This is a genomic window from Sphingobium sp. RAC03, assembly GCF_001713415.1.
Taxonomy (GTDB): domain Bacteria; phylum Pseudomonadota; class Alphaproteobacteria; order Sphingomonadales; family Sphingomonadaceae; genus Sphingobium.
On the sequence record NZ_CP016456.1, the window covers coordinates 1,109,343 to 1,134,756 of the forward strand.

Below are 25,414 nucleotides of genomic sequence, written 5' to 3' on the forward strand. Positions count from 1 at the left end.
AAGGCGTGCATGACCCTTGATCATGACGACGCCTCAACGGCGCAATCACAGCCGGCACCGGCGTCTTCCGCAACAGCCTACAGCCCCGGCCGGGTTGCCAATGCCGCATTGGTGGTCGTGGGCATCGTCGGCCTGGTGTGGATCATGGTCGAATTGACCCGCTTCCTGATGCTGGTTTTCGCGGCGATCGTGATTGGTGCGGTGTTCGACACGATCGCCAACTGGTTGTGCCGCATCACCGGCATGAAGCGGTCGATGGCGCTCGCTTTGTCGGTCATCGGCATGATCACCCTGTTCGTGGGCGCGTTCGCGCTGTTCGGGTCGCAACTGGCGCAGGAGTTCGATACGATCCGCGAAACCGTCCCCCGCGCGCTGCAAAGCGTGGAGGGGCTGCTCGACCGCTATGGCCTTGGCGAACGGGCGCGGCAACTGGTCGAGGGTGGCGGCAAGGATGTGTCGCAACTGGTGTCGCAGGCGGGCGGCTATGCGTTGGCAGCGGGCAGCGGCCTTGCCGATTTCGTGCTGGTCCTGGTCGGCGCGATCTTCCTGGCGGGCGATCCCGCCACCTATCGCCGGGGCCTGCTGTTGCTCATCCCGAAGAGCGCCGAGGAAAAGGTAGCTCTGGCGCTTGACGATGCATCTGGCGGGCTGCGCGGATGGATGGTGGGTCAGGCGGTGTCCTCGCTGGTCGTCGCGGCGTTTACCTGGGCAGGGCTTGCCTTGCTGGGCGTACCGGCTGCGGGCGGGCTGGGCGTCATCGCGGGCCTGCTCGACATCATTCCGATGATCGGGCCGGTGATTTCGGGCGTGCCCGCCGTGCTGCTGGCCTTCACCGTGTCGCCGATGACCGCGCTATGGACCCTGCTGCTCTTCCTGGTGATCCAGCAATTGCAGGGCAATTTCCTGCAGCCGATGATCCAGAAACATGCCGTCGACGTGCCCCCCGCGGTGCTGCTGTTCGCCGTGTTCGCCGCCGGCCTGCTGTTCGGCTTCCTCGGCGTCCTGCTCGCCGCGCCCCTGACGGTGGTCGTGTTCGTCGCGGTGCAGCGCCTCTATGTGCAATCGATGCTGGGCAAAGAGATCAAGGTCGCCGGGAGGGACTAAGCCATGATCGACGCTGCGCTCGTCCATTTTCAGCTCTAGGTCTGCGGTGTTGATCCGAGACCTTGTCCTCCCAAGTTGCGCCGACGGATATTGTCTGACAAATAAGGCCTGATTTCTGCTGGCAGAGGACAGGCCTACTCATGGATATATCCCGTCGAACCGCTATATTCGCTACGGCTGCGGCTTCTCTTGCAGGCGTTGCACAACGGGCCGCCGCGGAGACGCCGATGTCCCCCTCGCGCTCAGGCTCGCAAGGGGCGGTACTGGCCCCGCGCCCGCCCATGGGTTGGAATAGCTGGAACAGTTTTGCGGGCACCATCACCGAGGATCAGGCGCTTGAAACCGCTGCGATCATGCGGGACGCCTTGCTGCCATCGGGCTATAACGTCTTCACGATCGACATTCAGTGGTATGAGCCGGAAGCGAGCAGCTACACCTATAATGCCAACCCGGTCCCGGCGCTGGACGCCCATGGGCGGCTGGTGCCCGCGCCCAATCGCTTTCCATCGGCGAAGGGTGGTGCGGGCTTCGCGCCGATTGCCGCGAAGGTCCATGCGATGGGGCTGCAATTTGGCATTCATGTCATGCGTGGCATTTCGCGCCATGCGGTGAAGCTGAATCTGCCGATCCTGGGTACCAATGTCCATGCGCAGGATATTGCCGACACCACGTCCATCTGTGCGTGGAACCCGGACATGTATGGCGTCGACATGACGAAGCCCGGCGCGCAGGCCTATTATGACGGGCTGTTCAAACTCTATGCCTCATGGGGTGTGGATTTCATCAAAATGGACGATATGAGCCGTCCCTATGACAGCCGCGCGCCGGAAATAGAGGCAGCAGCGACGGCCACCGCCCGCTGCGGGCGGCCGATGATCCTGAGCCTGTCCCCCGGCGAGACACCGGTGCTGCGCGGCGACCATGTCCGCCGTCATGCGCAGATGTGGCGCATCTCCGACGATTTCTGGGACGAATGGGCGCAATTGGAAGCGCAGTTCACCCGGCTGGAGAATTGGACGCCGTTTCGTGGTCCCGGCGCCTGGCCCGATGCGGACATGCTGCCGCTCGGCCGCATTGCCCTGGGCGAGCGGGTGTCCCGTTTCACGCCCGACGAACAGCAGACATTGATGACTTTATGGTCGATCACCCGGTCGCCGTTGATCATGGGCGGCGATCTGCGCCACCTTGATGCGGCCACGCTGGCGCTGCTGACCAACCCTGAAGTGCTGGCGGTGAACCAGGCGAGCCAGGACAACCGCCCGCACTTCCTGGAAGACGGATTGCGGGTCTGGTCGGCGGCGTCCGAGGACGGGAAGGCGCGCTATCTCGCGCTGTTCAACCTTGGAACCAAGACGCGGGACGTTTCGGTGCCGCTGGCGAATGTCGGTGTCAACGGTTCTGCAACAGTGCGCGATCTGTGGAAGCGACGCGATATCGGCCCGGTCACGGGCCATGTAGTCACGCGCCTCGCGCCACATGCCAGCGCGTTGTTTCGCTTGAGTTAGGGGAGGGAACGACCCTGCATGCCCTCGATGTTCCGGCGGGATCAGAAGCCAGGAAACCGGTCATATCGGCACCCACCATCAGCGCCCTATAGTCATATGACGACGACGAGCGCTTAGGTCTGAAGCGTTTTGCGTACATGACATTGAGGGAAATGCCATTCAGGCGCTTTCCGGCATCTTTGATGTAGAGAAGGTGGTGATCCCAACGGGATTCGAACCCGTATCGCTGCCGTGAAAGGGCAGTGTCCTAACCGTTAGACGATGGGACCACATACAACGACCGGCCAAGCGGCGCTGCGAAGTGAGGGGGGCATTAGGAGGAGACGGCGCGGCGGTCAACCCCTTTTGCGGGCAAAAACGCGCCTGCCACTCAGTCGGCCCAGGCGGCGTCGTCCAGATGCAGTTCGGCGGCGGGACGGCTGCCCCAATCGTCGATCTTCGCGCGTCCCGCGACCCACAGCCGCCGGTCGTAGGACGCGCCCAAGATCGCCTGCCCCATGTCGCTTTCGGCCTGACGAAAGGCGATGGTCTTGATCGACCGGCCGTCCGCACCCGCCATGATCGCGCGCAGATGGCCGTTGCCGACCACATCCGCCTTGACCACGCGCATGGGGCCAGCAGCGATGCGGGGGGCGGGCCAACCCGCGCCATAGGGGCCGCCCTGTTCGATCGCAGCGACGAATTCCGGGTTCACGCCGGCCGGGGCCAGCACCGCGTCGATCAGCAGCGCCCGGTCGTCGCGCGCACGCGCCACCGCGCTTGCAAGGCGCTCGTCTAGGAAATCGGCGAGGGCATCGATCTTGTCCGCGGCCACCGTCAGCCCGGCCGCCATGGCATGGCCGCCGCCCGCGACCAGCAGCCCGCTATCCTTGGCCGCCATCACCGCCGCGCCCAGATCCACGCCGGAGATCGACCGGCCCGACCCCTTGCCCACGCCATCCTCGTCCAGCGCAATGACGATGGCTGGTCGCCCGGCCTTTTCCTTGATCCGTCCCGCGACGATACCGATTACGCCCGGATGCCAGCCCAGCCCGGCAATCACCGCGACGGCGCGATTGCCCTGCGCGTCGAGCAGCGCTTCGGCCTGTTCCTGCACCGTCGATTCGATCGCGCGGCGTTCCTCATTATAATGGTCGAGTTGCCCCGCGATCCGCGCCGCCTCGGCCGGGTCCAGCGTCGTTAGCAACCGCACGCCAAGATCCGCCTGCCCCACGCGCCCGCCCGCATTGATGCGTGGCCCCAGCGCAAAGCCCAGATCATGGCACAGCGGCGCGCGGGTCAGGCGGCTGGCGTCGATCAGCGCGGCGAGGCCGATATTGCGTCGCTTGGCCATCACCTTGAGCCCCTGCGCGACGAAAGCGCGGTTGAGACCGCGCAACTGCGCCACGTCCGCCACCGTGCCGAGCGCAACTATATCGAGTAATTCCATCAGCGCGGGTTCGCCGCGCGTCGCGAACCAGCCGCGCCCGCGCAATAGCCGCACCAGCGCTGCGCCCAGCAAGAAAGCGACACCGACGGCGGCCAGATGGCCATGCGTTGCCGCTTCCTCCCCCTCGTCCAGCCGGTTGGGGTTCACCAGCGCCAAGGCTTCGGGCAACGCCGCGCTGCATTTATGATGATCGACCACCACGACATCGACGCCGGTGGCCTTCGCCATCGCCAGCGCCTCGAACGCCTGCGCACCGCAATCGACGGTGACGATCAGGGTCGCCCCCTCACCCGCGAGGCGCACCAGCGCCGCGCCCGACGGGCCATAGCCCTCCATCAGGCGATCGGGGATATAGGGTTTGGCCTCCAGCCCCAGATCGCGCAGCAGCCGGATCAGCAGCGCCGCGCTGGTCGCGCCGTCCACATCATAGTCGCCGAAGATGCGCACATCTTCGCCACGCTGCACCGCATCGGCCAGCCGCTCGGCCGCCGCGTCCATGTCGCGGAACAGGCTGGGATCGGGCATGAAGGCGCGGATCGTCGGGTTGCGATGGGCTTCCAGCGCCTCGCGCGGGCAGCCGCGCGCCATCAGCAATTGCGTCACCAGATCGTCGGGCAGATAGCCGGGATCGCGCGCGTCCGCCCCTTCTCCGCGCCAACGCCAGGGCTGGCCCATCAGGGATCGCGAAATATTGAGCGCAAATGTCATGCGCTTGCTCTAGACGGGCCTTGGGCCGGTGGGAAGCGCCGCCGTCGCGGCTAATCGTCGCTTGGGCGGAACCGGCGCAACCCGTTGCGCGTATTGGAAGTTCGTCGGCCAATTACAGGGCTGGCGATGAAGGGGCATCGCATTTTCATGATCAGACGGCAGGCACATCATGTCCGGCGCATGTTGGGCCTTATTCTCGTCACCGCGTCGCCCCTGCCTCTCACGGCGCAGACGACCAATGACCCTGTGCCTGCGCTCCCTTATGACGCGACAGCGAGCGAAGAAGCGATCCTGCCCGACGATCAGTTCGAAGCGCGTCTGCCGCAGATAGAAAATACCGACTCATCCGCGCCTCTTCCCTCCATCGACAGCTGGATCGACCAGCAGATGCCGCTACAGGCCGACGCGCCGACGCAGTTGCCGCCTGCGACCGAACCCGCACAGGAGGTCGAACTCGCCCAGCCCTTGGCTCCGCTTGACAGTGTGACCGTGCCCGCCAATGCCGCGTCGGACGATGATCCCAATGCCGAGCAGCCCGACATCCGCTATGCGACCAGCATCGACGGGTTCGGCAAGACCGGCCTGGAGGATGCGTTCAAGGATGCATCGACCCTGATCGACGGCGATGGCAAGGCGGAAACCGCCGCCATGGTGCAGGCGCGCGCGCAGGAGGATGAGAAGCTCGCCGTGCGGTTGCTCTATTCCGAAGGCTATTATGACGCGACCGCGCTCGCCAGCCTCGATCAAACCGGTGACGGCACGCTCAAGGCGGTCATTTCGGTGACGCCTGGCAAACGCTACACGCTCGGCGATATCGTCATCACCGCCGGGCCGACCGTACCGCCGGGGCTGATCCGTGACAGCCTGCCGCTCAAGACCGGCGATTATATCGTCGCCACCACGATCGAGGGTGCGGAGGCGAATGTCGCGCTAAAACTGCCGGAAAATGGCTATGCCTTTGCGAAGGTTGGCGAGCGCGACATCCTGCTCGATCCGGCGACCGTGACGGGCGATTATACGCTGCCGGTCGATACCGGCCCGCGCGGCACATTCCGCAAGATCACCACGAGCGGCGACAAGCAGGCCTTTGGTGCCGACCATATGGAAGTCATCCGCCGCTACAAACCCGGCCAACTTTATGACAGCCGCAAGGTCGATGACCTGCGCAAGGCACTGGTGGCGACGGGCCTGTTCGCCAGCGTTGGCGTCGATCCGGTGCGCACCGGCGAAGCCGGACCTGATGGCACCGAATATGTCGATCTGCATGTCGAGCAGGAGGCGGGACCGCCGCGCACGCTGGCGGGCGAAGCAGGCTATGGCACTGGTCAGGGCTTTCGTGCGGAAGGCACCTGGACCCACCGCAACCTCTTTCCGGCCGAAGGCGCGCTGATCGCCAGCGTGGTTGCGGGCACGCAGGAACAGGGCGTGGCGGGCACCTTCCGCCGCTCCAATGCGGGCAAGCGCGATCGCACGTTCCAGGCAGGGGCGCTGCTCAACCATCAGAAATATGACGCCTATGAGGCCTTTACCGCTGGCCTCAACATCACCTGGGCGCGCCAGTCGACGCCGATCTTCCAGAAGCGCTGGACCTATAGCTATGGCGCGGAAATCCTGCTGTCGAACGAACAGACGACGATCGACGCTGCCACGGGTGAGAATAGCCGGCTGACCTATTTCATCGGCGCGCTGCCCGTGCAGGTCGGCTATGATCGCTCGAACGACCTGCTCAACCCTACAAGGGGCTTCCGCGCCAATCTGCGCGTTTCTCCCGAAGCCTCGCTGCAGGGTAATGTTTCGCCCTATGTGCGCAGCACGTTCGATTTGAGCGGCTATTTCCCCGTGTCGGACAGCCTGGTTATTGCCGCTCGCACGCGCCTTGGCACCATCAACGGCGTGGCCCGCGATGATGTCGCGCCATCGCGACGCATCTATGCCGGTGGCGGTGGATCGGTGCGCGGCTTCGGGTTCCAGGAATTGGGACCGAAGGACGTGAACGCCGATCCGATCGGCGGCCGGTCCGTCAATGAATTTGCGATCGAGGGTCGCTATCGCTTCGGCAATTATGGCGTGGTCGCCTTTGTCGATGCGGGACAGGTGTATGAAAGCCAGATCCCCGAATTTTCCGACATGCGCTATGGCGTGGGTCTGGGCGGTCGCTTCTATACCAATTTCGGTCCGTTCCGCGCCGACATCGCCATGCCGATCAACCGGCAACCGGGCGAATCCAAATTCGCCGTCTATATCGGGATCGGGCAGGCTTTCTGATGACGCAGGACGACACCCTCACCCCCGACCGGATCGACACCGTCCGTCAGGGCCGCCCTTTGTGGCAGAAGATCGTGATCGGCGTTGTCGGCTTGATCATCGCACTGGTCTTGCTGACGGGCGTGTTGCTGCTTGGCCTCAACACCCAGCCGGGCAAGAAATTCCTGATCCAGCAGATCGCCGCATTCCAGATGGAATCGGGGATGGCGATCGAGGTCGGGCGGATCGACGGGTCCATTTATAGCGATATGGTCATTCACGACCTGATCCTGCGCGATCCCAAGGGCGTGTTCGCGGTCAGCCCGCGCGTGCATGTGATTTGGAAACCGTTTCGCTACATCAATAATCATATTTCGGTCAGCCTGCTCGAAACCCCGCTGGTGGTGCTTGCCCGCAGTCCGCAGTTCAACGTCACGCCAACCGATCCCAACGCACCGATCCTGCCGGACCTCGACATCGACGTCGATCGGATGAAGATCGGCAAGTTCATCCTTGCCCGGCCCGTGATTGGCCAGAAGCGCGAGATCGCCATCGATGGCGTCACGCACATCGCCGATGGCCGCGCGATCCTGTCCGCCGATGCCATCGTCGACAGCGGCGATCGGTTGCAGGCGAAGCTCGACGCCGTGCCGTCGCAGAACCGCCTGGCTATGAGCGGCACGTTGACCGCGCCCAAGGGCGGCGTCATCGCCGCCATGTCGGGCCTGACCGATGGCATGACCGCGACCTTGGATGGCAAGGGCACCTGGCAGGCGTGGGACGGGCGCATCGTCGCCACCAGCCCCAAGGGCGAGCTTGCCAACGTCGCCATCGCCGCGCGCGATGGCAATTTCACCGCCAAAGGTCCGGTGCGTCCGGGCCTCGTCATGGCAGGCACCGTCGATCGCCTGACCGCACCGCAACTGGATGTCGATCTGTTCGCGGGTCTCAACGAACGGCGCGTGAACCTCAAAGGCACGCTGCGCTCGCCTGCTCTATCCGCCGATGCACAAGGCGTCATTGATCTTGCCGCCAGCCGTTTCAGCGCGTTGCGCATTAACGCCGCGCTGCTGACCCCCGGCGCAATCATGGAGAAGGTGCAGGGCCGCGATGTGCGTGCCTCGATCATTCTCGACGGGCCGATGGCGACGCCGTTCATCGACTATGACATTACCGCCAAGAATCTGGCGTTCGATGCAACCGGCATCGAAAATCTGAAGGCCTCTGGCCGCGCGGTGATTGACACCGACCGCATCCGCATTCCCGTGAACGCCACGGCGAGCCGCGTGACCGGCCTGAATGCGGCCGCTGGTGGCCTGATGAACAATCTGCGTATCAAGGGCGACTTCGCCTATGCGGGCGGCAAACTGATCAGCGACAATCTCAAGATCGACAGTGACCGGATTGACGCAACCGCGGTCATCCTCGCCGATCTCGACAACGCCCTCTATCGCGGGGCGCTTAAAGGTAGGGTCAACGACTATAAGATCGACGGCGTCGGCATCGTCAATCTCAACACCGATGTCGAACTGGTCCCCGGCCCCAAGGGCGGCTTTGGCTTGTCCGGTCGCTTCGGCGTGCGCTCCGCGCGCTGGGAGAACGCCTCCGTCCGCGATTTCCTGGGCGGCAATGCCGTGGCCAGCGGCCGCATCGGCATGACGCCGGAGGGCAAATTCACGCTCGCAGGCCTCAAGGGTGCAGCGCCCAATTTCACGATCCAGTCGGGATCGGGCAGCTACGATACGGATGGCGCGATCGCCTTCGACGCGACCGCCTCTTCGCGCCAATATGGTCCTCTAGCGCTGACCGTGCGCGGGACGATGGAACGGCCGCAGGCGGTACTGCGCGCGGCGCGGCCCAATGTCGGAATACAATTGTCCAACGTGGTCGCGAAACTGAACGGTGAAGCGGCGGGCTATCGCCTCGAAGCCACCGGCGGGTCGCCCTATGGGCCTTTCTTCGCCAATGTGCTGATCCGTACCGCCCAAGGGCCGCTCACGATCGACGTCACCCGCGCGCGTTTCGCCGGTGTCGACATGAACGGCCGCATCCAGCAGAGCGCCGCCGGTCCCTTTACCGGCCAGCTGGCGATGAACGGCTCCGGCATCACCGGTGCGATCCGCCTCGCCGCGGTTGGTAAGGCGCAGGGCGTGAACGTCAATGCAACCGCCAGCAACGCCAAATTGCCCGGCGACGCGGAGATATTGATCGGCCGCGCGATCCTCACCGCGTCGATGGTGCTGACCGATCAACCGCGCATCATCGCTGACGCCCAGATCGCCAACGCCGCCTATGGCGACTATATCGTGCGCAAAGCACGCGCGAAGCTCGACTATCAGGGTGGACGCGGCAAGGCCCAACTGGTCGCCGATGGCTCCAGCGGCGTTCCCTTCTCGATCGCCGCGAACGCCGCGCTGCGCCCCGATCTCTACGCCGTGGCGGTGCAGGGCAAGGCTGCCAACATAGCCTTCCGCTTGGCCCAGCCAGCCATTATCCGCACTGAACCGGGCGGCTATCGCCTCGAACCAGCGAGCCTCGTGCTACCACAAGGCAAGGTCGATCTGGCCGGGCGCTTTGGCGACACGACCGTGATGCAAGCGCGATTCAAGGATTTCGACCTGGCCATCGCCAACATGGCCGCGCCGGGACTGGGCATTGGCGGGCGAATGACCGGCACGCTGGATTATGTGCAGCAGGGCAGTGCCTTCCCGACCGCGACCACGCGCCTCGCCATAGCCGATTTCCGCCGCTCCAGCCTGTCAGCCGTATCTGATCCGGTCTCGATGAGCATGGAGGGCAAGCTGTCGTCGGCAGGTGGCGACCTGCGCGGCTTGATCCGCGAAGGCAATAGCACGCTCGGCCGCTTCGTCGCGACCCTCGCGCCTCCCGGTCCCGGCGCAAGCTGGATCGAACAACTTCAATCAGCCCCGCTGGGTGGCGGCATCCGTTATTCTGGTCCTGCCGACGTCCTCTTCTCCTTTGCCGGATTAGCCGATCAGCAATTAAGGGGAGGACTTGCCATCGCTGCGGACTTTAGCGGACGACTGAACGATCCCCGCGTGACCGGCATCGCCCGCGCCAACGCCCTCACCTATGAGAATGAGACGTTCGGCACCCGTGTAACGCAGATGAAGCTCGACGGCCGCTTCACCAACGACCGGCTCGACATTCGCGACTTTTCGGGTCGCGCAGGCGATGGGACGGTGCAGGCATCGGGCACGGTCGGACTGGCGGCCGAGAGTGGCTTCCCGATAAACATCGCTGTCAAGCTGGACCGCGCGCGTCTGGCGCGCAGCGAAGCGATCACCAGCGTGGTGAGCGGGTCGCTTGCCATTACCAACAGCGCGGCCAATGGCGGGTTGATCAAGGGCGACCTCAGCCTGCCCGAAACCCGCTATAAGGTGGCCTGGCAGGGGGGCACGGAAATTCGTCAGCTCCAGGGCGTCCGTCGCAAGGGCGAGGGTGTCGATATCCTCGACCAGCGCATGGCCGCGCGCAAGACCGCGGCGCAGCCCGCCGACTGGAAGCTCGACATTCGCGTCCGGGCCGACAATGAAATTTATGTGACCGGCATGGGGTTGGATTCCGAATGGAAGACGGACATGCGCGTCACCGGCACCACCACCAATCCGCGCGTTGTCGGCAAGCTGGAAGTGCTGCGGGGCCGCTACAGCTTCTCCGGCAAACAGTTCGACCTGGAGCAGGGCATCATCACCTTCAACGGGCCGATGATGAACCCCACGCTGGCGATCAAGGCGGAGACGCGGATCGATACGGTCACGGCGGGCCTGCAAGTCACCGGCAGCGCGCAACAGCCCGACATCGCTTTCATCTCGACACCCAGCCTGCCACAGGACGAAATCCTCTCGCGCATCCTGTTCGGCGACAATGTCGCCAACCTGTCGGCGACGCAGGCGATCCAGTTGGCAGCGGCCTTGAACGGCCTGCGCGGCGGCAGCGGGGGGCTCAACCCGATGGGCAAGCTGCAAGGCGCGACCGGCATCGACCGGATCGGCATCGTCGGCGGCGACGAGCAGACCGGGCGCGGCACATCGCTCGCGGTCGGCCAGCGCATCTCCAACGATATTTATGTGGAGATCATCACCGACTCGCGCGGCTTCACGGCGACCCAGTTGGAAATCGCCCTGTCGAAGACGCTCAGCCTGCTGTCCAAGACCGGGACCAACGCCGGGTCGTCAGCCAACCTTCGCTATTCGAAGGATTATTGAGAGCGCGTCATTCGGGCTTTCGCTGGATCGTCAGTCCGGTGAAATGCGCCAGGAAGGCATAGCTGTCGGCATATTCGTCGATCAGCTTGTCGATCGGCTTGCCCGCGCCATGGCCCGCACGATTTTCCACCCGCAATAGCCGGGGCCTGTCGCCAACCGCTGCCGCCTGGAGGGCCGCCGCATATTTGAAGCTGTGCGCAGGCACGACCCGGTCGTCCGTATCGGCGGTGGTCACCAGGATGGCGGGATAGTCCTTTCCATCCAATATATTGTGATAGGGCGAATAGCCGTAGAGGAGCGGGAAGTCCTTGGCCCGGCCCGGCGAACCATAATCATCGACCCAATAGCGCCCGGCGGTAAAACGGTCGAAACGCAGCATGTCCATGACCCCCACGGCAGGTAGGGCAGCGGCGAAAAGGTCGGGCCGCTGGTTGACCACGGCGCCCACCAGCAACCCGCCATTGGAGCGCCCCTCGATCGCCAGGCCATCCTTGGGCGTATAGCCATTGCTCTTGAGCCATTCGCCCGCCGCGATGAAATCATCGAACACATTCTGCTTGTTCGCCCCGCGCCCGGCCTCATGCCAGGCCTTGCCGAACTCACCGCCGCCGCGCAGATTGGCGATGGCATAGACCCCGCCCTGCTCCAGCCAGGCGAGCCGCGTCGCCGAATAGCCGGGCGTCAGGCTGATGTTGAACCCGCCATAGCCATAGAGGATGGTCGGCGCGGCGATCGCCCGGTCGGCCAGCACCTTTTTGCGGATGATGGTGATCGGGATCGGCGTGCCGTCCTTGGACGGGTAGAGCCGCTGTTCGATGCCGAAATCATCGGGGTTGAAGGGCAGGTCGGGCTGCGCGAACACGCTGCTTTCCATGGTTGCGGTGTCGAACCGATAGATGCTGGAGGGGGTGACGAAGCCGGAAAAGCTGAAGAAGGTCTCCGGGTCGCCATCGCGTCCGCCAAAGCCCGCCGCCGTGCCCATGCCCGGCAGCGGGACGTCCGCCACCTTGCGCCCGTCCAGTTCGACCAGTTCGGCGATCGTCTCCGCCTCGCTGACATAAGCCAGGACCAGCCGGTTGCCGACGAGCGACCCGCCCGCCAGCGTCTCGGCCCGCTCCGCCACCACTTCCCTCGCTCCCCGGCGCGGTCGCGCGGCGTCCAGAGTCACCAGCCGCGATCGGGCAGCGGCCTTGTTGGTGATGAAATAGAGTGTCGTCCCCCGGCTGCCGACCAGCCGCCAGTCATGCGTTGGTCCCTTGACCAGCAGGCGCGGCTTGACTTGCCCGCCGTCCAGTGCAGCGACATGGACTTCGCGTCGGCTGTCGATGCCTTCGAAACTGTTGATGATCAGCCAGCGTCCGTCGCTCGTCACCTGCGCCTGATGGCTGAGCTTGGGCCGGTCAGACGTTTCGTAGATGAGCTGGTCCTGCGCCTGATCGGTGCCGATGCGATGATAGAAAAGCTGCTGCCCCTCATTGGCCGAGCGAAACGTCTCGCCGTCCGCTGGGGGGGCATAGCGGGAATAGAAGAACCCCTCGCTCCGCCCGTCCCAGGCAATCTGCGAGAATTTCACCCATTCGACCCGTTCGTCCAGCGTCCGCCCGCTATCCACATCCAGCACGCGCAGGGTGCGCCAGTCGCTCCCCGCCTCCTGCATCGCATAAGCGAGGTAGCGGCCGTCGGGGGACGGCGCCCATTCGGCAAGCGCGCTGGCGCCGTCCTTGGCCCAGCCATTGGGATCGAGCAGCAAGCGTTGCGCACCCGCCAGGCCATCGCGCACGTAGAGCGGGGTCTGGTTTTGTAGGCCCTTGTTGTAGCCGTAGAAATAGCGGCCACCCGCCTTGCGCGGCACGGTGTAGCGACCATGCGACAACAAGGCCTGCATCCGCGCCTTGAGCGCATCGCGGCCGGGCAGCCCGTCGATATAGCGGCGAGTCAGCGCATTTTCCTGGGCCACCCAGTCGCGCACCGCCGGATCGGCGCGCAGGTCGTTTTCGAGCCAGCGATAGGGGTCCGCAACCTTCACGCCGAAATGATCCTCGACCAGATCGAGCCGTCGCGCGGCGGGGTAGCGCAGACTGCCATCCTGCGCGCCCGCGTCGATGATAGCCGCGTTCGGCCCGGCCAGCGCAGGCGTCGCCGCCAGCAGCAGCGGCAGCAGGGTCAGGCGAAACACGCGCGCATCCTCTCACAGTCTTTTTCAACGCCAACAGGCCGCAGCTCCCTTGAGAGCCGCGGCCTGTTGATAAAGCAATATGGTCCGACTGTCAGGTCATGCCGACAGTCGCGACTGACGGATCAGGCTGCTTCCAGCTCATCCTCGTCTTCATTCTGCAGCGGGCCGGAATCCTGACCCTTGGCGCTGACGTCGCGGTCGACCAGTTCGATGATCGCCATCGGCGCAGCGTCCGACGCGCGGAAACCGGCCTTGATCACGCGGGTATAGCCGCCGTTGCGATCCTTGTAGCGTTCGGCCAACGTCTCGAACAGCTTGATCAGCTGCGTGTCGTCCTGCAGCCGCGCATGGGCGAGACGACGGTTGGACAGGCCACCCTTCTTTGCCAGCGTGATCAGCTTTTCGACATAGGGACGCAGCGCCTTCGCCTTCACCGTGCCGGTCATGATCTGCTCATGCTTGATGAGCGAGGCGGCGAGGTTGCGCAGCAGCGCGTTACGATGGCCGGTGGCGCGTTGCAGCTTACGCTGACCCATTTTATGACGCATAATCTCTTCCTTCGTTCGTTAAGGGGCCGTTCGAGGTACCCCAGACCAGGCGGTGACGGGACCGCCCCATTGTTCGTCATTCCCGCGCAGGCGGGAACCCATCTCCCACCCCATCCCCAGGCGCAAGGCCGGGAGATGGGTCCCCGCTTTCGCGGGGATGACGGAGTTTTCTTTAGCCCAGCAGCTCTTGTTCGAGCTTCTTGGCCATTTCCTCGATATTCTCAGGCGGCCAGCCGGGGATGTCCATGCCAAGGCGCAGGCCCATGGACGACAGCACTTCCTTGATTTCGTTCAGCGACTTGCGGCCGAAATTGGGGGTGCGCAGCATCTCGGCTTCGGTCTTCTGGACCAGATCGCCGATATAGATGATGTTGTCGTTCTTGAGGCAGTTGGCCGAGCGGACCGACAGTTCCAGTTCGTCCACCTTCTTGAGAAGATAGCGGTTGATCTGGTTGGTGTCGCCTTCGCTGTCCGACGTCGATGCGACGGCATGGCCGCCCTGCGACGGCGCTGCGGTCGGCAGTGCGTCCTCGAAGTGGACGAACAGCTGGAGCTGGTCCTGCAGGATACGGGCAGCGAAAGCCACCGCGTCTTCCGGCGTGACGGTGCCGTCGGTTTCGACGGTCAGCGACAGCTTGTCATAGTCCAGTTCCTGGCCGACGCGGGTGTTGTCCACCTTATACGCGACCTGACGGACCGGCGAGTAGAGCGCATCGATCGGGATGAGACCGATCGGCGCATCGGCCGGGCGGTTGGCGACGGCAGGGACATAGCCCTTGCCGATGTCAGCCGTCAGTTCCATGTTGAGCGTGGCGCCCTGGTCGAGATGGCAGATGACCAGATCGGGGTTCATCACCTCGATATCGCCGACGACGCTGATGTCGCCTGCCTTGACCACGGCGGGGCCAGTGGCGGAAAGCTGCAGGCGCTTTGGCCCGTCGCCTTCCATCCGCAGCGCAACCTGCTTGATGTTGAGGACGATATCGGTCACGTCCTCACGCACGCCAGCGAGCGACGAAAATTCGTGCAGGACGTTCTCGATCTTGATCGAGGTGACCGCCGCGCCCTGGAGCGAGGAAAGAAGAACCCGGCGTAGCGCGTTGCCAAGCGTCAGGCCGAAACCGCGCTCTAGTGGCTCGGCGACGAAGGTCGCCTTACGCTTGCCGTCGCTGGTTGGCTTGATTTCCAGCGCGTTGGGCTTCTTCAATTCCTGCCAGTTCTTCATGTTGACAGTCATGTAATTCCCCTGGGGATGTGGCCGAAACGCTTATGATCCTGGACCCGACAGGACGTTGCGGCCGATGCAGACGGGTAACGGGCGGCGCGTCCGCCGCCCGCCATATCGCTCAGCCGTGGTTAGACGCGGCGGCGCTTGGACGGACGCACGCCGTTGTGCGGGATCGGCGTCACGTCGCGAATCGAGGTGATGTGGAAGCCGACGGCCTGCAGCGCGCGCAGAGCCGATTCACGACCCGAACCGGGGCCCTTGACTTCGACTTCGAGGGTACGGACGCCATGTTCGGCGGCCTTGCGGCCCGCGTCTTCGGCGCACACCTGAGCGGCGTAGGGGGTCGACTTGCGGCTGCCCTTGAACCCCATCATGCCGGCCGAGGACCAGGAAATCGCATTGCCCTGGGCGTCGGTGATGGTCACCATGGTGTTGTTGAAGCTGGCGTTGACGTGCGCGACGCCGGCCGAGATATTCTTGCGCTCACGGCGCTTAATGCGCTGGGGTTCGCGTGCCATTTTGCTCTATCCTACTGAAATCGTTTAAAAGGAGAAGTCGCCGGAGGGTCAGGCCAAAAGGCCTGTGACCCTCAACGATTACTTCTTCTTACCGGCAATCGCCTTTGCCTTGCCCTTGCGGGTGCGCGCATTGGTGTGCGTGCGCTGGCCACGAACCGGCAGACCCTTACGATGACGCAGGCCGCGATAGCAGGCCAGATCCATCAGGCGCTTGATGTTCATCGCGGTGTTGCGACGCAGATCGCCCTCGACCGTCAGGTCGGCGTCGATGGTTTCACGGATCTGGAGCACTTCGGCGTCCGAAAGATCCTGAATACGACGGCTCTGGTCGATGCCGAGCTTGGTGGCGATATCAACGGCGGTCTTGCGACCAATGCCGTGAATGTAGGTGAGCGCGATGATTACGCGCTTGTTGGTCGGGATGTTAACACCCGCAATACGTGCCATGGTACTTAAATCTCCTGCTCCACGGGGCGATTGGCGTCACCCCATCTCAAAGCGTCAAAGGCCGGTTTTCCTGGCGGAAAAGCGCGGTCCATACTATCCTCCGAGACGCAAAAAAGACGGTCAGTGCGCAAAGCACTGCCGGTCACCTGCGTGTCGGGATCGGTCGCCACTAGCGATTCGGCAGCTTCCTGTCAACCGCATGGCTGGTCTATTCGGCTGCGCGGGCAACCTTTATCTCGAACAGCTTGGGCCAGTTCTTGCCGGTCACGAACAGCCGGTCTCTTTTACTGTCCCAGGCGATGCCGTTGGCCACCGCCTCGCTGTCCGTCACCCCCGCCGCCTTGCGCAGCGCGGCGATGTCCACCCAGTCGATCACGGCGCCATTGCTGGGGTCGATCCGGGCAATCTTCGTGTCATACCAGATATTCGCCCAGATTTCACCGCGCACATATTCCAGCTCGTTCAGTCGATCGACCGCCCGACCGTTCCAGCTGACGGTGATGCGGCGCTGTTCGGTCAGCGTGTCAGGATCGAGGAAGCGCAGTTGCGCGGTGCCATCGCTCATGATCAGGCTCTTGCCATCCTGCGTCAGGCCCCAGCCTTCGCCCTCATAGCGGAAGTCGGCGATCGGCGCGAAATCATCGAGCTGCCAGACGAAGCCGCGCCGGTGCCGCCAGGTCAGGCTGACGATCCGGTCGTTCCAATTGACCATGCCCTCCCCGAAATAGGGCCGCTCGATCGTGCGGCGGGCCAGTATCTTGCCCGTGCGCAGCGCCACTTTGCGAATGTCCGACCGGCCTTCCAGCCCCGTGCTTTCATAGAGCGCGCCGTCGTGGAAGAAGAGACCCTGGGTGAAAGCCGTCTCGTCATGCGGATAGGTTTTGACCAGCGTCCAGGGCGTGTCGGCCATGGCTGGCGGGGCGATGAGGACGAGCAGGGCCAGAAGGAGCGTCCGCCCCATGCGTCGGCAGGTCATTCCGCCACCTGCGCCGCTATGGCTTGCGCCAGCCAGTCCGGCAGTAGCGCGGGGTCCAGATCCTCCACCCGCCGCAATTCGATCGACAGGCCGAGGTCGGGCAAGGCGGCGCGCTGGCGCTTCTCCTCGGCCTGCGCCAGCGGCACAGCGACCAGCCGCCGGTTCACCTTGGCGCGATAATGCATCCGCGCGGTATTTTCCTGCCCGACATAGCAGCCCTTGTCATAATCGACGCCATGCAACTCCCCGGCATTGGTTTCGAGCCAGAGCGTCTGATCCTGTCCCAGCTCACCCACCCCTTCGAACACGCCGATCGCCAGCCGATGCGCGCGGAAGGCGGCAGAAGCGTCGCCTTCCTCCGCTGGCGCGATCCAGCGATGGCCAAGCGCCGGCAGACGCGGGTCAAGCGGCTTGTCCTGCGCGTCGGGCGCCCAATGCACCGCCAACGCATCGTCCCGCGCGATCACGACCTTGCGGCGCAGGCGATAGAGGGTGAGACGCCTGGCGAGCGCATCGGCTTGCGCCGCCTCACAGTCGATCAGCACATCCTCGCCGTCTCTCCATAGCAGGAAGTCGAACAGCGCCTTGCCCTGCGGCGTCAGCAGCCCGGTCCAGCGCGCCTCCCCCGGCTTGAGCGTCAGCACGTCGCGAGTCAGCAGCCCTTGCAGGAAGGGCCTGGCCTCCTCGCCCGAAATTCTGAGGAGCGCGCGGTCGGTGAGGGTGGTGCCGGTCATCGGCTTTAGGTAGGACAGTCGCGCTGAATAACCAACCCGTTCGGGCCGAACGGGTTTTGACAAGCGGAACCACGCCATGACCCAGACTTTCGACCTGATCCTCAAGAACGGCACCGTCCATACACCGGGCGGCGCGGAGCAGACGGACGTGGGCGTGCGCGCAGGGAAGATCGTGGCGATCGGTTCCGGCCTGGGTGATGCAGGCGAGGTGATCGACTGTAGCGGGCTGGACGTGTTGCCCGGCTGCATCGACAGCCAGGTGCATTTCCGCGAGCCGGGCCTGGAACATAAGGAAGACCTGGAATCGGGCAGCCGCGCGGCGGTGCTGGGCGGGGTGACCGCCGTGTTCGAAATGCCCAACACCAATCCCAACACCGACACGGCCGCACGCGTCCATGACAAGCTGGTCCGCGCCCGGCATCGCATGTGGTGCGACCATGCCTTTTATGTCGGCGCGACGGCGGACAATGCCGAACAGTTGCGCGAACTGGAACGCATCCCCGGCACGGCGGGCGTCAAGATCTTCATGGGCGCCTCGACCGGTAGCCTGCTGGTCGATGACGATGATGCCCTGTCGCGCGTACTGGCCAGCGGTACCCGCCGCGTCGCCATCCATGCCGAGGACGAGGCGCGGATGAACGCGCGCAAGGACTATCGGGTGGAAGGCGACCCATCGTCTCATCCGGTCTGGCGCGACGATGAAAGCGCGATGATAGCGACCAAGCGGATCATCGCGCTCGCTCGCGCGGCGCGGCGGCGCATCCACATCCTGCACATCACGACGCCTGCGGAACTGGCCTATATCGGCCAGAACAAGGACATCGCCACCTGCGAAGTGACGCCGCAGCATCTGACGCTGGCGGGCGAGGATGCCTATCCGCGCCTTGGCAGCTATGCGCAGATGAACCCGCCAATCCGCAGCGCCGCGCATCGCGACGGGCTGTGGCAATGGCTCAATCAGGGCGTGCCCGACGTGCTGGGCAGTGACCATGCGCCGCACACGATCGAGGAAAAGGCCAAGACCTATCCCGCCAGCCCCAGCGGGATGCCGGGCGTGCAGACGCTCGTGCCGCTGCTGCTCAACCATGTGGCGGAGGGGCGGCTGACGCTGCGCCGCTTCATCGAATTGACCTCGTCGGGGCCGCAGCGGGTGTTCGGGCTGGTCGGCAAGGGCCGGATCGCGCTTGGTTATGATGCCGACTTTACCGTGGTGGACCTCAAGAAGCGCTGGACCGTGGGCAAGGACTGGCTTGCCTCGCGCTGCGACTGGTCGCCGTTCGAGGGGATGGACCTGACCGGCAAGGCGGTCGGCACCATCATCCGCGGCCATCGTGTGATGTGGGAGGATGCGCTCGCCAATGCTGCGGTGGGCGAACCCGTGCGGTTCGAAGCGACGGAGTTTTCCTAAGCCGTCACGACCCGATTGCGGCGGGCGGCCTTCACGCTGTCCGTCGCGAACAGGATCAGGCCGACCCAGATCAGGCCGAAGCTCAGCATTTGGCTCCGGCTCAGCGTCTCGCCGAACAAGAGGACGCCACAAAAAAATTGCAGCGTCGGCGCCAGATATTGCAGCACGCCCAGCATCGCCATCGGCAGGCTGCGCGCGGCCGTGGCGAACAGCACCAACGGCACGGTGGTCACTACGCCTGCGATGATGAGCAAGGCGGTGGTCGATACATCCTGTCCAAAGCCGATGGGACCATGGCTCGCTTCCCAGACGAGATAGGCGACCGCCAGCGGCGCAAGGAGCAGCGTTTCGACCCCCAACCCCGTCATCGGGGCTACCGGCGTCATCTTGCGGATGAGGCCATAGAAGGCGAAGCTGAAAGCCAGCGTCAGGCTGATCCACAGCGTCGTAATCGCGGACGCCGCCAAGATGGCGACACCCACCGCCGCAAAGCCGATCGCCAGCATCTGCCCACGCCGCAAGCGTTCCTTGAGCACCAATACGCCCAGCGCCACATTGACCAGCGGGTTGAGGAAATAACCAAGGCTGGTCGCCACGACATGGCCGTCATTGACCGCCCAGACATAGACCAGCCAGTTGATCGCGATCATCACCGCAGACCCGGCCAGCGCCAGCAGCAGGCGACGGTCGCGCAGCACGGCAATCATCGGGCCGATGCCGTTGCGCAGCGCCAGCAGCGTCAGGATCAGCAGCAGCGACCAGAGTATGCGCTGGGTGACGATTTCCACCGGATCGACATGGTGCAGCAGCCGGAAGAAGATCGGCAGCAGCCCCCAAAGCCCATAAGCGCCCAGCGCCGCGAGCAATCCCCGGCGTATACTGGCGTCCGCGTCGGTCAGATAAGCCCCCCGCCCATGAACAGCCGCAACGCGCCGAAGGCCGCGACGATCAGGCAGAAATTGCGGCCGCCATTTTTCGAGGAGAACATGCCGATAAAGGCGCCGAACAGCGCCATGGGCACGAAGATCCAGTTGAGCGCGCCCAGAAACGGAAAGACCGCCGGGATCATCATGATAAGGGTGACAAGGCCGATAAAGCCGGACAATATGTTGAGCATGATGGTCAGATGATCCTTTCGCCGCGCGCGAACAAGTCGGTCGACAGGGCCAATGCGCAGAAACTGGCCTTGCGATAGGGGAATTTTTCGGGATTCACCAAATGTCCTAACGAAAAATTAACCTCCGTTCTTCATGGCTTGTTCACGAAGGAGTGAAGAATGGCGTTTTTCCGGTCTGTTTCCCTGCTCACGCTTATGGTTGGCCTGGCCGCCTGCGGCAAGGGCGACAAGGACGCCAATCTCGCCGCGCTCGATGCGCAACTCACCAACAATGCGGTCGACCCGGCGCTCAAGGGCGCGCTGGCCGACCCGATCGTCGTTGATCCGCAACTGGTGGGCCAGTCCAACCGCAACGCCGTGCGCCCCGCCGACCAGCCCGCCAATGGCGCAGTGCCGGTCCTGTCGGGCGATGCCGGTGCGGCGCAGGCGCAGGCGCAAGCGGTCAAGCAGGCGGGCGGCAAGCTGCTCCCGGCGCCTGCCGCCAGCGAAGGCACCGCCATGGCGTCGAGCGTCACGCTGGGCGCGGTCGCGCGCGAACAGGCTACCCGGCGTGGCGGCACGGCCAATTGCTCGAAGAAACTCGCTTATGGCATGGAATGGGCGCAGCGCCTGCCCGACCCCTTCGCCCTCTATCCCGGCGCGCAGCTGACCGAAGCGGCAGGCGCTGAGACCGACGGCTGCACGCTGCGCGCGGCCAGCTTCGTCACCCCTGCCCCACGCCAGGGGGTAATGGACTATTATTATACCGTGGCCCGCCGCGCTGGTTACGATGGCGAACATAAGATATTGGGCGGCGACCATGTGCTGGGCGGCACGCGCAAGGCCGATGGCAGCGCCTATTTCATCCTCTTCACCGATGCACCCGGCGGCAAGACGGGCGTGGACATCATCGCCGACAACGGAAAGTAACAGGCGTCCGCTTCCTGCGCTTGAGGCGCAGGAAGACTGTTTCACCATCGACCTTTCCCCTTTGGCGGAATCGCTATAGGGCGATAGTCATGACCAATATCTTTCTTGTAATGGGCGGCGGCGCGGTTGGCGCGGCGCTGCGCTACCAGCTTGGGCGCTTCGCCGGGCATTTGACGCCTGGCGCGACCTGGCCCTGGGGCACGTTCGCTGCCAATCTGATCGGCGGCTTCGCGATGGGACTGCTCGCCGGATGGCTGGCACGCGGCAGCGCGGTGGCGGGCGAACCGATCCGACTGCTGCTCGGCGTCGGCCTGCTCGGCGGCTTCACCACCTTTTCCGCCTTCAGCCTGGAAACGCTGCTGATGTTCGAGCGCGGCCAGATGATCGTCGCGCTGGGCTATGCGCTGGCATCGGTGATCGGTGCGGTCGTGGCGTTGGCGCTTGGCCTTACCGTGATGCGGAGTGTCGTGGCATGAAGGGTCGTCCCCCACCCAAGAACGACGCCCCGCGCGGTCGCAAGCCTGCCGCACCCGGCAAATCCACTGGCGGCAAGCCCGCTGGGAGCAAGTCAGGGTTCGGCAAGGCCGCTGATGGCAAGCCCGGCGGCGGTGCCAGATCCTTTTCCAAGCCATCGGGCGCGCCTGGTCGCGCTCGTGGCGGGGCCAAGGCCGCAACCGCACGCAAGGGCGAAGGCGGCAAGCCTGCCTTCAAAGCGCCCTTCAAATCCGGCGCTAAGCCAGCGGGCAAGCCAGCCGCCAAAGCGGCCGTGGCGAAAGTCGCTATCGTACCATCCACGCCTGCAAAGCCCAGCGTGGCCAAGGGCGTCTCGCTCGACGTGCGGCAATATCGGGTGCAGCCCGACGATGACGGCATCCGCCTCGACCGCTGGTTCCAGCGGCATTTGCCCGATGTCGGCTTCAACATCGTGTCGCGCTGGTCGCGCACCGGCCAGTTGCGCATCGACGGCGCGCGCGCCGCGCCGGGCGACCGCGTTGCTGAAGGCCAGATGATCCGCGTACCGCCCGCCGAAGCCAAGGCGCCCGCCGCCGAACGGCCCAAGCGCGAGCGCGTCATCGACCTGACCGAGGACGAGATCGCTTTCGTCCAGGAGATGGTGATCCATCGCGACGCGCAGGCCATCGTCATCAACAAGCCGCCGGGCCTTTCGACGCAGGGCGGCACTAGGACCGACGAGCATGTCGACAAGCTGCTCGATGGCTTGATGTTCGATTCCGAATCGCGTCCCAAGCTGGTCCACCGGCTGGACAAGGATACGTCGGGCGCGCTGCTCATCGCCCGCACCAGCCGCGCCGCCGCGCATTTCGCCAAGGCCTTTTCCAGCCGCACCGCGCGCAAGGTGTATTGGGCGCTGGTGATCGGGGTGCCGTCCATCTCGGACGGGATGATCGAACTGCCGCTCGCCAAGCAGCCGGGCACCGGCGGCGAGAAGATGCATGTCGATGAGGAAGAGGGCCTGCCCGCCCGCACCCGCTATCGCATCATCGACCGGGCCGGCAACCGCGCCTGCTGGGTCGAGCTGCAACCCTATACCGGCCGCACGCATCAGTTGCGCGTGCATCTGGCGGCGATCGGCCATCCGATCGTGGGCGACGGCAAATATGGCGGCAAGGACAGTTTCCTGACCGGCTCGATCAGCCGCAAGATGCATCTTCACGCCCGCCGCATCCGCGTCGATCATCCCGATGGCGGCCGGGTCGATGTGATGGCCGAACCGCCGACGCATTTCGCCGCCAGCCTCGCGGACATGGGCTTCGACCTCAGCCTTGGCGACATGCTGCTGGACGATGAGATCGACCGGACGCCGACCCGCGAGGATGAAAAGAAGTTCGCGCGCCAGCATGCCAAGCAGGTCCGCAAGGACCGCAAGGGCGAACGCCGGTCGCGCGGGGGTTCTCGCGACGAATGACGCCGGGCGCGCCCTATCGCTGGACCGATGAGGCCGCGATCCGTGATTTCGTGACGCAGACGGGCTTTGGCCTGCTCTGCGTCGCTGCGCCCGACCGGATGCATGCCGTCCATTTGCCGCTCATCTGGCTGGACGAGCGGCGGATCGGCCTGCACCTCCACCGCGCCAACCCGATCGTGCCGCATCTCGACGGGCAGGACGCGCTGATCGTCGTCACCGGCGATCAGGCCTATATCAGCCCCGACTGGTATGGCCTGCCCGACAAGGTGCCGACCTGGAACTATGTCGCGGCCGAATTGCGCGGGCCGATGACGCGGTTGGACAAGGCGCAAACCATCGCGCAGATCGACGCGCTGAGCCACGAGCAGGAGCGGCGGCTGGCCCCCAAGCCGCTATGGACGCGCGACAAGATGAGCGATGGCCTGTTCGACAAGACCATGACCGGGCTGGTCGGCTTTGCGATGCAGGTCGAGGCTATCCACGGCACCGCCAAGCTGGGGCAGGACAAGCCCGAAACGGCGCGTATCGGCGTCGCCGATGCGCTGGATGCCGTGGGCGGCGGCGCGCTGGCGTCGCTGATGCGGGGGACATTGGCATGAGCAATCCGCTTGTCGTGTTCGATTGCGATGGGACGCTGGTCGACAGCCAGCATAGCATCTGCACCGCCATGACCCGCGCGTTCGAGGAGGCCAAGCTCGCCCCACCCGACCGACCCGCCATCCTCTCCGTCGTCGGCCTGTCGCTCCCCCTCGCCATCGCCCGGCTGTTGCCCGACGCGGAGGCAGATTTCCACGACCATCTCTCCGACCGCTACAAGCTGGCGTTTCAGGCGATGCGGCGTGAGGAGGGCGTATGCGAACCGCTCTATCCCGGCATTGCCGATCTGGTGATGGAACTGGATGCGGCGGGCTGGCTGCTGGGTGTCGCGACCGGCAAGTCCGATCGCGGGCTGGCGCTGTGCCTCACCCATCATGGCCTGATCGACCGTTTCGTGACGCTCCAGACCGCCGACCGCCACCCGTCCAAGCCGCATCCCTCCATGCTGCTGACCGCCATGGCCGAGGCCAGAGCCGCGCCCGACACAACGGTCATGATCGGCGACACCAGTTTCGACATCGACATGGGGGTCGCGGCGGGCGTCCGCAGCATCGGCGTCGCCTGGGGCTATCACCCGCCGGCCGAACTGCTCGCATCGGGCGCGCAGGCCGTGGCGATGGACAGCGCTGCTTTGCGCGGCCATATCGGCGCGCCATGACCGATATGCCCCCGATTCCGCCCGTCGATCGCGAGAAGATCGCGCGTCAGCGCCACTTCGCCATCGGCCTGTTCCGCCTGTCGGGCGCGTTCGTCGTGATGATCGGCTTCCTCGCCATCATGCAGCGCTTTTCCTGGGTGCAGGGCGACAAGGCCAAGGCATTCGGCGCGATCATAGTCGTCGTCGGCCTGTTTCAGTTTGTGGTGGTGCCGCGCCTGATGCTGGCCCTGTTCAAGCGGACCGGATCATGAAGCGTTTCTACAAGGATGTGACGATCGTGGCCGAGGGTGATGGCCATGCCATTCGCCTCGATGATCGCCCGGTCCGCACCCCTGCCCGCGCGCTGCTGACGCTGCCGACATTGGCGCTGGCGCAGGCGGTTGCCGAGGAATGGCGGGCGCAGGGGGATACGGTCGATCCAGCGTCCATGCCGTTCACCGGCCTCGCCAACGCAGCGATCGATCATATCGTACCCAATCGCGCGCAATTTGCCGCCGGGATCGCCCGCTATGGGGAGAGCGACCTGCTCTGCTATCGGGCAGAGGCACCCGACACTCTGGTCGCGCGGCAGGCCGCCGCTTGGGATCCCCTGCTCGATTGGGCGCGCGCGCGCTATGATGTGGCGTTCGTGGTGACGCAGGGCATCTTGCCGGTCGCCCAGCCCGAAGCGACGCTCACCCGGCTGCACGCGGCGGTTGCAATACATGATCCGTTCCGGCTGGCGGGCCTGTCCACATTGGTAACGCTGAGCGGATCGCTCGTCTGCGGCTTGGCGGTGGTGGAAAATAGCCATAGTGCTGAAGCAATATGGCCGATCGCTGAGATTGATGAGGCCTGGCAGGTCGAACAATGGGGCGAAGATGCGCAAGCGGCAGCCCGCAGCGCCCGGCGCAAAAGCGAATTTTCCATGGCCGGAGCCTTTTGCGCGATGAGCTGAGTTTGGCGGGGTGGG

The 25,414-nt window shown here is 64.7% G+C and carries 22 protein-coding genes and 1 tRNA gene; 12 read left to right on the plus strand and 11 right to left on the minus strand.

The window, feature by feature from the left end:
- Positions 1 to 9 precede the first annotated feature (9 nt).
- Together BSY17_RS09895 and BSY17_RS09900 are read left to right on the plus strand one after the other, a co-directional pair.
- Entirely contained in the window at positions 10 to 1,104 is a 1,095-nt protein-coding gene (locus tag BSY17_RS09895; RefSeq protein ID WP_083217101.1) for an AI-2E family transporter, read from the plus strand.
- 140 nt (positions 1,105 to 1,244) lie between these two features.
- Positions 1,245 to 2,609 (plus strand): glycoside hydrolase family 27 protein, encoded by a 1,365-nt coding sequence (locus BSY17_RS09900; RefSeq protein ID WP_069065394.1) that lies wholly within the window; start codon positions 1,245 to 1,247, stop codon positions 2,607 to 2,609.
- A 194-nt stretch (positions 2,610 to 2,803) separates the two neighbouring features.
- Here BSY17_RS09900 and BSY17_RS09905 read toward each other — a convergent pair.
- Together BSY17_RS09905 and recJ are read right to left on the minus strand one after the other, a co-directional pair.
- Positions 2,804 to 2,878, minus strand: a tRNA-Glu gene (locus BSY17_RS09905).
- A 101-nt stretch (positions 2,879 to 2,979) separates the two neighbouring features.
- Complete coding sequence (gene recJ, locus BSY17_RS09910) at positions 2,980 to 4,746, minus strand: single-stranded-DNA-specific exonuclease RecJ (protein ID WP_069065395.1); 1,767 nt, start codon at positions 4,744 to 4,746, stop codon at positions 2,980 to 2,982.
- Between the two features lie 147 nt (positions 4,747 to 4,893).
- Between recJ and BSY17_RS09915 the strand changes: the two genes are divergently transcribed.
- On the plus strand, positions 4,894 to 7,011 hold the full coding sequence (locus tag BSY17_RS09915) for an autotransporter assembly complex protein TamA (protein WP_069066894.1): 2,118 nt from the start codon (positions 4,894 to 4,896) through the stop codon (positions 7,009 to 7,011).
- Positions 7,011 to 11,219: a translocation/assembly module TamB domain-containing protein gene (locus BSY17_RS09920; protein ID WP_069065396.1), complete on the plus strand. Its 4,209-nt coding sequence runs from the start codon at positions 7,011 to 7,013 to the stop codon at positions 11,217 to 11,219. The genes BSY17_RS09915 and BSY17_RS09920 overlap by 1 nt, the downstream gene beginning before the upstream one ends.
- Positions 11,220 to 11,226: 7 nt before the next feature.
- Here BSY17_RS09920 and BSY17_RS09925 read toward each other — a convergent pair whose 3' ends face one another.
- The 7 genes from BSY17_RS09925 to ygfZ form a co-directional block, all read right to left on the minus strand.
- The gene (locus BSY17_RS09925) at positions 11,227 to 13,395 is read right to left on the minus strand and encodes a prolyl oligopeptidase family serine peptidase (RefSeq protein ID WP_069065397.1); all 2,169 of its coding nucleotides are present in this window, start codon (positions 13,393 to 13,395) and stop codon (positions 11,227 to 11,229) included.
- 122 nt (positions 13,396 to 13,517) lie between these two features.
- The gene (rplQ, locus tag BSY17_RS09930) at positions 13,518 to 13,943 is read right to left on the minus strand and encodes a 50S ribosomal protein L17 (protein ID WP_037477453.1); all 426 of its coding nucleotides are present in this window, start codon (positions 13,941 to 13,943) and stop codon (positions 13,518 to 13,520) included.
- A gap of 172 nt (positions 13,944 to 14,115) precedes the next feature.
- The gene (locus BSY17_RS09935; protein WP_037477455.1) at positions 14,116 to 15,180 is read right to left on the minus strand and encodes a DNA-directed RNA polymerase subunit alpha; all 1,065 of its coding nucleotides are present in this window, start codon (positions 15,178 to 15,180) and stop codon (positions 14,116 to 14,118) included.
- Between the two features lie 119 nt (positions 15,181 to 15,299).
- Complete coding sequence (gene rpsK, locus BSY17_RS09940; RefSeq protein WP_004208752.1) at positions 15,300 to 15,689, minus strand: 30S ribosomal protein S11; 390 nt, start codon at positions 15,687 to 15,689, stop codon at positions 15,300 to 15,302.
- Positions 15,690 to 15,767: 78 nt separating this feature from the next.
- On the minus strand, positions 15,768 to 16,136 hold the full coding sequence (rpsM, locus tag BSY17_RS09945) for a 30S ribosomal protein S13 (protein WP_037477457.1): 369 nt from the start codon (positions 16,134 to 16,136) through the stop codon (positions 15,768 to 15,770).
- Between the two features lie 208 nt (positions 16,137 to 16,344).
- Entirely contained in the window at positions 16,345 to 17,097 is a 753-nt protein-coding gene (locus tag BSY17_RS09950; protein WP_083217102.1) for a glutaminyl-peptide cyclotransferase, read from the minus strand.
- An 11-nt stretch (positions 17,098 to 17,108) separates the two neighbouring features.
- Positions 17,109 to 17,846 (minus strand): CAF17-like 4Fe-4S cluster assembly/insertion protein YgfZ, encoded by a 738-nt coding sequence (ygfZ, locus tag BSY17_RS09955; RefSeq protein ID WP_069065399.1) that lies wholly within the window; start codon positions 17,844 to 17,846, stop codon positions 17,109 to 17,111.
- 76 nt (positions 17,847 to 17,922) lie between these two features.
- Here ygfZ and BSY17_RS09960 point away from each other — a divergent pair, with 76 nt between their 5' ends.
- Positions 17,923 to 19,254 (plus strand): dihydroorotase, encoded by a 1,332-nt coding sequence (locus BSY17_RS09960; RefSeq protein ID WP_069065400.1) that lies wholly within the window; start codon positions 17,923 to 17,925, stop codon positions 19,252 to 19,254.
- Here BSY17_RS09960 and rarD read toward each other — a convergent pair.
- Positions 19,251 to 20,108, minus strand: a complete 858-nt coding sequence (gene rarD, locus BSY17_RS09965) for an EamA family transporter RarD (RefSeq protein ID WP_069066895.1) — start codon at positions 20,106 to 20,108, stop codon at positions 19,251 to 19,253. The genes BSY17_RS09960 and rarD overlap by 4 nt on opposite strands.
- A 41-nt stretch (positions 20,109 to 20,149) precedes the next feature.
- Positions 20,150 to 20,371, minus strand: coding sequence for a hypothetical protein (locus tag BSY17_RS09970; RefSeq protein WP_043150086.1), 222 nt, complete (start codon positions 20,369 to 20,371; stop codon positions 20,150 to 20,152).
- Between the two features lie 159 nt (positions 20,372 to 20,530).
- Here BSY17_RS09970 and BSY17_RS09975 point away from each other — a divergent pair, with 159 nt between their 5' ends.
- The 7 genes from BSY17_RS09975 (at position 20,531) to BSY17_RS10005 (ending at position 25,399) form a co-directional block, all read left to right on the plus strand.
- Positions 20,531 to 21,280 (plus strand): hypothetical protein, encoded by a 750-nt coding sequence (locus BSY17_RS09975; protein ID WP_069065401.1) that lies wholly within the window; start codon positions 20,531 to 20,533, stop codon positions 21,278 to 21,280.
- An 89-nt stretch (positions 21,281 to 21,369) separates the two neighbouring features.
- Complete coding sequence (crcB, locus tag BSY17_RS09980) at positions 21,370 to 21,756, plus strand: fluoride efflux transporter CrcB (protein ID WP_069065402.1); 387 nt, start codon at positions 21,370 to 21,372, stop codon at positions 21,754 to 21,756.
- On the plus strand, positions 21,753 to 23,207 hold the full coding sequence (locus BSY17_RS09985; RefSeq protein ID WP_069065403.1) for an RluA family pseudouridine synthase: 1,455 nt from the start codon (positions 21,753 to 21,755) through the stop codon (positions 23,205 to 23,207). The genes crcB and BSY17_RS09985 overlap by 4 nt, the downstream gene beginning before the upstream one ends.
- The gene (locus BSY17_RS09990; RefSeq protein ID WP_069065404.1) at positions 23,204 to 23,806 is read left to right on the plus strand and encodes an FMN-binding negative transcriptional regulator; all 603 of its coding nucleotides are present in this window, start codon (positions 23,204 to 23,206) and stop codon (positions 23,804 to 23,806) included. Before BSY17_RS09985 ends, BSY17_RS09990 begins: the two co-directional genes overlap by 4 nt.
- Entirely contained in the window at positions 23,803 to 24,462 is a 660-nt protein-coding gene (locus BSY17_RS09995; protein ID WP_069065405.1) for an HAD-IA family hydrolase, read from the plus strand. Before BSY17_RS09990 ends, BSY17_RS09995 begins: the two co-directional genes overlap by 4 nt.
- Positions 24,459 to 24,713 (plus strand): hypothetical protein, encoded by a 255-nt coding sequence (locus BSY17_RS10000; RefSeq protein WP_069065406.1) that lies wholly within the window; start codon positions 24,459 to 24,461, stop codon positions 24,711 to 24,713. Before BSY17_RS09995 ends, BSY17_RS10000 begins: the two co-directional genes overlap by 4 nt.
- A complete protein-coding gene (locus BSY17_RS10005) occupies positions 24,710 to 25,399 on the plus strand; it encodes an ATP12 family chaperone protein (RefSeq protein WP_069065407.1) in 690 nt (229 codons plus the stop codon). The genes BSY17_RS10000 and BSY17_RS10005 overlap by 4 nt, the downstream gene beginning before the upstream one ends.
- Positions 25,400 to 25,414: the final 15 nt, after the last annotated feature.